This window comes from Acidiplasma cupricumulans (assembly GCF_001402935.1).
GTDB classification, from domain to species: Archaea; Thermoplasmatota; Thermoplasmata; order Thermoplasmatales; family Thermoplasmataceae; genus Acidiplasma; species Acidiplasma aeolicum.
The window spans coordinates 1-6,013 of record NZ_LKBH01000276.1 but is presented as its reverse complement, the minus strand read 5'-3'; the positions used below and the strand labels follow the sequence as shown (position 1 = coordinate 6,013).

The window sequence follows — 6,013 nt, the reverse complement described above, 5'->3', positions numbered from 1 at the left end:
AATTCAATTCCAGGCATGCATTCAGGAAGATGAACGGATACTATAAATGCCATGATGAAATTAAGGAGATGTTCAATAGGAGGTATTATTTATAAATACACAAATATGGTACACAACCTTTAAGGTAGCCAGATTAACATCCATATTTAATTTAATCAGTCTTCTCCGACCCCATAAATAGTTCTCTCTGCTACTCCGGCTTTGGGATGTTTGATGCCCCTGTAGGCGAACAATAAAATTATCATTTACACATAGTAACTATAATGTTTATAAAACCATTTTTTCCATATAATAAATTCATATATTATTGGAAATAGTTATATCCGGTTTTAACATCAGCAGTAACATATGGAAATAGAAAAAATTCAGGATCCTTCTGAAATCTCCGCATTTATGGATGTCATTAAATCGGCATGGAACACTGACAGTGCATTAAACGGCTTTAAGGATACAATACATTCAATGGCATATCATGGAGGTTTTGTACTGGCCGCATATGATAATTCAGAGATTGTTGGCATCAGTTTTTCATATCCCGGTTACAGGCATGGAAAAACATATTTATATTCACATATGACCGGTGTTATATCGGACAAAAAGTATTCTGGTGTTGGCTATATGCTCAAGAAAAAGCAGATGGAGCTTGCGAGGGAATATGGATATGACCTCATTGCATGGACCTTTGACCCCATGATGAGCCTCAACGCCTATTTTAATATTAACAAACTTGGTGCATTTTCAAGGACCTACATTGATAATTTTTACGGTGAAATGCATGACGGTATCAACGCAGGGCTCCCAACGGACAGGCTTGTTGCCGAATGGTACATTAATGATGATTATGATAGGTCCTATGATAATGTGCAGTACATAAATTTTATTGATGCATCACAGTTTATTGTCTCATTTAATTTAAATAATTTAGGATCAACCATTGGCCTGAAAATATTTCCAGATTTTATATCATTAAAAAATTATGACATAAAAAAGGCACTTGAAATCAAGCTTCAATACAGGGACATCCTTAAAAGGCTCTTTAATTCAGGTTATGTTATTATTAATTTTGAAAAATTAACATCATCATACATATTAAAGAAAAATTATAAATTAAAACAGGAAAATATATTTTTATAAGGGAAGATCCCAGTCATCATCCTTATAAACCTCTCCAAGGGCTGCCTCAACCTGCACCCTCTTCTCAACAGCAGCCACAAGTTTTCTCACATGCACAACTGTGTCTGGATTAACAGAAATATCATCTATGCCAGCCCTGACAAGGAAATCGACGATCTCATCGTATTGTGATGGTGCCTGGCCGCATATTGATACGATCTTTCCATCCCTGTGTGCAATTTTAATAAGGTATTTAATTGCCCTTTTTATTGCAAGGTCTCTCTCATCGAACATTGAGCTCATCTTGCCGTTGTTCCTGTCAGAACCGAGCATTAGCATTGTTAAATCATTTGAACCTATGGAGTATCCATCCACATATTCATTGAATTTATCTGCCAGTATTATATTGCTTGGAATCTCTGCCATAAGGAAGAGCTTGAAATCCTTGGTTCTCTCAAGGCCGTTTTCCTCCATTATCTTTACAACCTTTTTTAATTCCTCAACGGTTCTTGTAAATGGTATCATGACCCAGAGGTTTTTAAGCAGGTTCTCATCCCTTGCCTTTTTTACGGCCTTTAATTCTAATTTAAATGCCTCCATGTATTTTTCATCGTAGTACCTGGATGCGCCCCTCCATCCCAGAAGGGGATTGTCCTCTACCGGCTCAAATTCTGATCCACCCTTTAAATTCTTGTACTCATCAGATTTGAAATCGCTGAATCTAAGCACAACAGGCCTTGGTGCAAACGCCCTGCATACTTTCACAAGGGCATCTGAAAGTTTGTTAACAAAGTAATCGCCACGGCCGTTCTTAATTAATGATAATGGGTGCTCTCCTATTTCGGTCCATATAAATTCCTCCCTCATGAGGCCTATACCGTCAACAGGAAGCTTTGCTATTCTTGGTGCAAGTGATGGCTCTCCCATGTTAACCATGATCTTTGTGCCTGTTATTATCTCAGGCTCCTGGTATTTTACCTCCTCCTCTTCCTTTTCCTCCTCCTGTGCAAATTTACCAGAGTATATGACGCCATTGGAGGCGTCAACAGTGACAACGTCACCATCATGCAAAATATCAGTGGCCTTCTTTCCAAATGATGATGTACCGACTATGCATGGAACCCCAAGCTCCCTTGAAACTATTGCTGCATGGCATGTTAATCCACCCTCATCTGTAATAATTGCCTTGGCCTTTTCCATGACAGGAACCCAGTCAGGTGCTGTCATTGTAGTGACAAGAATTTCTCCCTTGTTAAATTTGGAAATCTCATCCGGTGATGAAAGAACCTTGACCGTTCCGGTAACATTACCGGGAGATGCTGGCAAACCCTTCAATATAACATCATTCTCAACATTTTCCTCATTAACCTCCATTTTATTATCACCTGTTTTTTTATTGCTCCATACGGTCTCAGGCCTGGCCTGGACAATATAAATTTTATGATCAATTGAATCCTTGGCCCACTCAATATCCATTGCGTGGCTGTAATGTGCCTCTATTTCCTTTCCATAGGAGGCAAGCTCAAGGATTTCCCTATCATTAAGGGATGGCTCCATGGCCTTATCAGAGCTGACAACAAGCTCCTCGGTTCCACCCGTTTCAAGGCACTTGAGCATCTTATTTTTATTCGATATCATTCTTTTTTCTATCTTCATTGTTGCCTTGTCAACATAAAATGTATCAGGTGTCACCGTGCCGCCAACAACATACTCGCCAAGACCATAGCTTGATTCTATAACAATCTTTGATGTATCGCCATTGGATACATCAAGTGTGAACATAACACCTGATTCCTCAGAGAAGACCTGCCTCTGGACTGTTGCCGAGAGTGCTATCTGGAAGTGTGAGAAATTCTTCTTCTGCCTGTAGTATATTGCACGCGGCGTAAATAAACTGGCATAGCATTCCTTTATCTTCTCAAGGACCTCGTCATCACCCTTTACATTAAGGTATGTTTCCTGCTCCCCGGCAAAGCTTGCGTCCGGAAGGTCCTCTGATGTTGCAGATGATCTTACCGCAACGAACACATTTCCCTCTGATTGTATCAGCTTTGAATAGCATTTCCTGACCTGGTTTTCAAATTCCTTCTGGAATTTTGCCTTTAAAAAAAGGTCCTTAATGGCCTTGCTGGCACCGTTCAGTGATTTAGTATCATCGACATTGGTTGACTCTATAATACCCTGTATCTTATCCTTTAAATTATTATAATTTATAAAATCATTATATGCTTTTGACGTTGTTGAAAAACCATTTGGCACAGGTATCTTTCCGGTACTTGCCATCTCACCAAGGTTTGCGGATTTTCCACCCACAATACCAACATCATTTTTATCTATCTCATTAAACCACAGAACCAAGGCACTTTTTTTATCTGTCATCATCGATTTATTTTGTCATTATATATAAAGTATGTTGCTTATATTCAAAATATTTCGATTATTGCCGATAATTAAATATTATATAAACGAAGAAATATAAATATGTCTAATATTTAAAAATTTTCATTTTATATGGAAAATCCTTTTTTAATTGGATTTCCATTTAAATTATGCAAGTATTTATGTTAATATACATAAAACAAAAATCTTAAATATAACACATATAATTATTATGTTTATTATCGATTTTTGAAGTTTTAATTAGGTTAAAAAAATTAAACATCGGTTATTTAGCATTTCCCCATTAGGTTATGGACATAAAAATAATAATAATCCTTGTAGTAGTTTTATTCCATATTTTATGAATGAAATATATTACAATGGTTATCATTCTTCCATTTTAAACATAACCAATATATTATAATTATGAATAAGCCTCCATGAAAAAGCTCCTTTTATTTGATGTTGATGGAACGCTAATGGAGGAATCGCCGACACATACAGAATCCTTTAATTATGCCTGCAGGAAGGTTTACGGTGTTGAAACTGATATTTATTCATTTCCAAGGCACGGTATGACAGATACCGGCATATTATACGGACTGCTGGAAAGGGCAGGGCTTGATGATGCCAAAATATCAGTTCATATAAACGATGCACTTAAAATAATGCTTGAATATGTCAAAAATAATATAAAACCAGAGGATTATAAATTATTAAATGGTGTAAACACTGCATTGAAAGAATTTTATGACCTTGGATACACACTTGGGCTTTTAACAGGAAACATACAGGGCGTTGCGGAACTTCGTGCTGAAAAGGCCGGAATATCCAAATATTTTTCCACAGGGGGCTATGGAAGTGACAGTATGATAAGATCAGAACTGGTTTCGTATGCATTAAAAAGGCTTGGCATTAAAATCGATTTAATGAATGTTTATTTAATTGGTGATACGCCGCTGGACATAAAGGCTGCCAGGGATGCAGGGGCCAGGGCCATTGCTGTCGCCACAGGAATATATAAAATAGATGAACTTAAAAATGCGGATTTATCATTAAACTCACTGGAGGAAAAAAATAAAATAATAGAATTTTTAAAAAATCAGTAATCATTTGATGCCTTCTCAAGGCTCTCCTTTTTAAGCTCCGGCCCAAGAATAACCTCCGCTATTCCACCGATAATTAGCACAATTCCGGTTGAAACAAAGACGTAAAAAAGCCCATGCGACAGGAGCGCCAGAAGGACAAATGGCCCTATGATTCCACCAAGCCTGCCGAATCCTATTGCGGTTCCAACACCGGAACCCCTTGCCCTTGTTGGAAACATTTCACCTATCTGCGGATAAAGCAGTGCCGCAGCAGCGTATGTAAAGAAGTACATGATTGAAAGAATTGCAATGAATGCAATGAAGTCTATGCTGTGCACAAGGGCGCCAAGTATAATTGCAACTATGCCTGCAAGGATGTATGTGAGCATTATCACCGGCCTTCTGCCTATAATATCAAGGAGGTATGCCCAGACAAAGACGCCGAGAACGCCGGCACCCAACACCGCGCTTAATATTAATCCAGTATCCTTTGACTTTATGAAATAAATATTTGTGAATATTAATGGTATAATTGAAAATGCGGCGTAATATGGCCATGTTTCTGTAAAGTTAAGTATCCATGATAATGCTATCCTCTTTTTGTATTTTTTAAATATAACACTGAAGCCCTCTGATGCCTGCGGTCTTCCATAGTCAACCGGAACCTTTACAGTTCCATTTGCAGGGGATAATTTACCCTTCTTCTCCTCTATTTTTTTCTCTATGCCAATAACCAGAAGCTCCGCCTCGTCAACCTTGCCCTTCCTTAATAAATATCTTATTGATTCCGGTAAATCAAGCCTTGCAATGAATATGAAAACTGCAAGGACCACGGCGGTTAAAAATGCTATCCTCCAGCCATAGCTCAATGGCAGGTATGCAATGGCAAAAAATGACACAAATCCTGCAATAAATGTGCCGAAATCAAACATGACACCGTTTCCTGTTCCAACTGAAAAACCCCTGTTTTTCGACGGTGAAAACTCCTCAAGCGCTGTAATTGCCGATCCAAGCTCACCACCTATACCAAAGCCGGCAATGGCCCTTGATGCTGCCAGCATTATATAATCCACTGATGCTGCTGATAGCAGTGATCCAAATGCTATTATTGCCATGGTAATTATAAATAACTGCTTTCTTCCACGTATATCGGCCATGGCTCCAAGAAGGATTCCGCCAAGCATCTCACCCACAAGGAATATTGGTGTGAGTGCCACGGCCTCACTGGATGTTAGGGAAAATAATTTTTCGACTGTTGACAGAGTTGAACCGCCTATTGAGAGTACAAGCCCCTCAAGGAACATTCCACCGGCAAGTATGAACCATACCTTCCAGTGCCACGAACTCCATGGAAGCCGGTCAAGCCTCGGAAGTAAATCTGTTTCAATTTCATTACCATTTTTTTCCATAAATGTTTATATTGTTTTTTCTAT

Annotated in this window: 4 protein-coding genes; 2 read left to right on the top strand and 2 right to left on the bottom strand. The window is 38.5% G+C overall.

Features of this window, described 5'->3' with window-relative positions:
* Nucleotides 1-348: 348 nt before the first annotated feature.
* Nucleotides 349-1,134 (top strand): hypothetical protein, encoded by a 786-nt coding sequence (locus AOG55_RS07555; RefSeq protein WP_054964110.1) that lies wholly within the window; start codon nucleotides 349-351, stop codon nucleotides 1,132-1,134.
* Here AOG55_RS07555 and ppsA read toward each other — a convergent pair.
* A complete protein-coding gene (gene ppsA / locus AOG55_RS07550) occupies nucleotides 1,129-3,492 on the bottom strand; it encodes a phosphoenolpyruvate synthase (protein ID WP_054964111.1) in 2,364 nt (787 codons plus the stop codon). The genes AOG55_RS07555 and ppsA overlap by 6 nt on opposite strands.
* 440 nt (nucleotides 3,493-3,932) lie before the next feature.
* On the opposite strand from ppsA, the gene AOG55_RS07545 reads away from it, so the two are divergent.
* Nucleotides 3,933-4,601, top strand: a complete 669-nt coding sequence (locus tag AOG55_RS07545; protein ID WP_055041119.1) for an HAD family hydrolase — start codon at nucleotides 3,933-3,935, stop codon at nucleotides 4,599-4,601.
* Here the strand turns inward: AOG55_RS07545 and AOG55_RS07540 are convergent.
* A complete protein-coding gene (locus tag AOG55_RS07540) occupies nucleotides 4,595-5,989 on the bottom strand; it encodes an MFS transporter (protein ID WP_054963757.1) in 1,395 nt (464 codons plus the stop codon). The two genes, AOG55_RS07545 and AOG55_RS07540, sit on opposite strands and share 7 nt — an antisense overlap.
* Nucleotides 5,990-6,013 lie beyond the last annotated feature (24 nt).

Coding starts and splice junctions, on each gene's coding strand:
- AOG55_RS07540 (WP_054963757.1), bottom strand. CDS start 5,989: ATGGAAAAAAATGGTAATGAAATTGAAACAGATTTACTTCCGAGGCTT.
- AOG55_RS07555 (WP_054964110.1), top strand. CDS start 349: ATGGAAATAGAAAAAATTCAGGATCCTTCTGAAATCTCCGCATTTATG.
- ppsA (WP_054964111.1), bottom strand. CDS start 3,492: ATGACAGATAAAAAAAGTGCCTTGGTTCTGTGGTTTAATGAGATAGAT.
- AOG55_RS07545 (WP_055041119.1), top strand. CDS start 3,933: ATGAAAAAGCTCCTTTTATTTGATGTTGATGGAACGCTAATGGAGGAA.